This is a genomic window from Mycolicibacter arupensis, assembly GCF_002086515.1.
Classification (GTDB): Bacteria; Actinomycetota; Actinomycetes; order Mycobacteriales; family Mycobacteriaceae; genus Mycobacterium; species Mycobacterium arupense.
The window spans coordinates 1-1,024 of record NZ_MVHH01000118.1; the positions used below are offsets into that span (position 1 = coordinate 1).

The 1,024-nt window shown below is 62.2% G+C and carries 1 protein-coding gene; it reads right to left on the reverse strand.

Going from position 1 to position 1,024, the window contains the following annotated elements; all coding sequences use genetic code 11:
- The coding region (istA, locus tag BST15_RS20940; protein WP_083071177.1) for an IS21-like element ISPst3 family transposase at positions 1–1,024 on the reverse strand (1,024 nt) is incomplete at both ends.

Genomic DNA, 1,024 nt, shown 5'->3' on the forward strand with positions numbered 1-1,024 from the left:
GTCAGCAAAGGGCGCGCCGTTGCGCAGCGCACCGGGCTTGCGTTCGATCAGCGGGAGGTAGTGCTGCCAGTCATAGCTGACCTGGTCGCGATCCAGCAAGCGGACATGGCTGGCGATCAGCGCGTCGTCAGCCACCACCTCGATTCGCGTCGGATACAAACGGCTGCTGACCCACTTACCCGCGTACTCACACGGCACCGAGTAGCGGTTGCGCCCGACGCTGACCAGGCAGGTGCTGGAGACCCGCGCAGGCCGCTCGACGTAACCGTCGAATGGCGCTGGCACAGGCATCAGTTCAGCGCGCTCCAACTCCAGTACTTCGGCCACACTCAGACCGCTGTATTGAGGGTGCGTCAGCTCGTTCCAAAGCGCGCGGCAGCGCTGGCCCAGCCAGGCATTGAGTTCCTCGAAGGAGTGAAACTGGCAGTCCTGGGCGTCTAGCCAGATACGCCTGCGGCTGTCTTGCACGTTCTTTTCAACGATGCCCTTTTCCCAACCAGCGGCGACGTTGCAGAAGTCCGGATCGAACAGGTAATGCGCGCACATCACCGCAAAGCGTGCATTCACCGCCCGGCCTTTGCCCTTATTGACCTTGTCGACGGCGGTCTTCATGTTGTCGTAGATGCCCCGGCGCGGCACGCCGCCCAAGGCGCCGAACGAGCGTGTATGGGCGTCAAATAACATCTCATGGCCCTGGCTCGGATACGCCACAAGCCAGAACGCACGGCTGGCACACAGCTTCAGATGTGCCACCTGCATACGCCGGTAAATGCCGCCGACCAGCAAGCCTTCCTCGCTCCAGTCAAACTGAAACGCCTCGCCAAGAGCAAAGGTCAGCGGCACAAAGGCCTGCGACGCCTTGCCCTGTCCCCCTCGCCAGGCACGGATAAACGCGGTGAGCTGGCTGTAGCCACCGTCATAACCTTCGGCTTTGATTTGCGCCAACAGCGCCTTGGCACTGCGCCGCTGTTGCTTGGGGCGCAGCGAATCGGCTTTTAGCGCCTGCTCCAGCGTGGCGTGAAAA